This is a genomic window from Mycobacterium sp., assembly GCF_008709575.1.
Taxonomy (GTDB): domain Bacteria; phylum Actinomycetota; class Actinomycetes; order Mycobacteriales; family Mycobacteriaceae; genus Mycobacterium.
Window position 1 is genome coordinate 1 of record NZ_VYIK01000560.1, and the last position, 524, is coordinate 524.

At 60.9% G+C, this 524-nt stretch carries 1 protein-coding gene; it reads right to left on the reverse strand.

What is annotated here, in order from left to right:
* The coding region (locus tag F6Q13_RS20135; protein ID WP_293060198.1) for a helix-turn-helix domain-containing protein at positions 1-419 on the reverse strand (419 nt) is incomplete at its 3' end.
* Between the last annotated feature and the right edge of the window lie 105 nt (positions 420-524).

A 524-nucleotide genomic window follows, 5' to 3' on the forward strand; every position in this document is an offset into this window, starting at 1 on the left:
GGCTTGATGCCTAGGTCGGACCAAATACGTTGCACTGACGAATGACTCACACCCACATGCTTGGCCATCGTGCGACATGACCAATGCGTGTGGCCCGGCGGAGTCTCCTCGGTGCTCAACCGCACGATCTGGGCGATCTGCTCACCGGTGATCGTCGGTTTGCGGCCCCGCCCCTTGCGCACCTGTCCCAGCTTGGCCAGGCCATCCTCGCTGAATCGCTTACGCCAGCCGCGCACCGTCACCGGCGTCACGCCGATTTCCTCGGCGATCCGAGTGTTGGCCTCGCCATCGGCAGCCATCAGCAACGCCCTCGCGCGCAGAACCTGCCGATGCGGCGCCGCCTGAGACCGCGCCAGAGTTTCCAAAGTCTCACGCTGATCCGGTGTCATCGACAGGGCCGCTGCTGGTGACGCACTCATCACCACATGATACCGAACAAATGGTTAATTATTTGTGTGACACACCACTAGGAAGCGGTATAGCGAGGCAAGAGATGGTTGACAGCGTGTTCTACGATCTCGCTG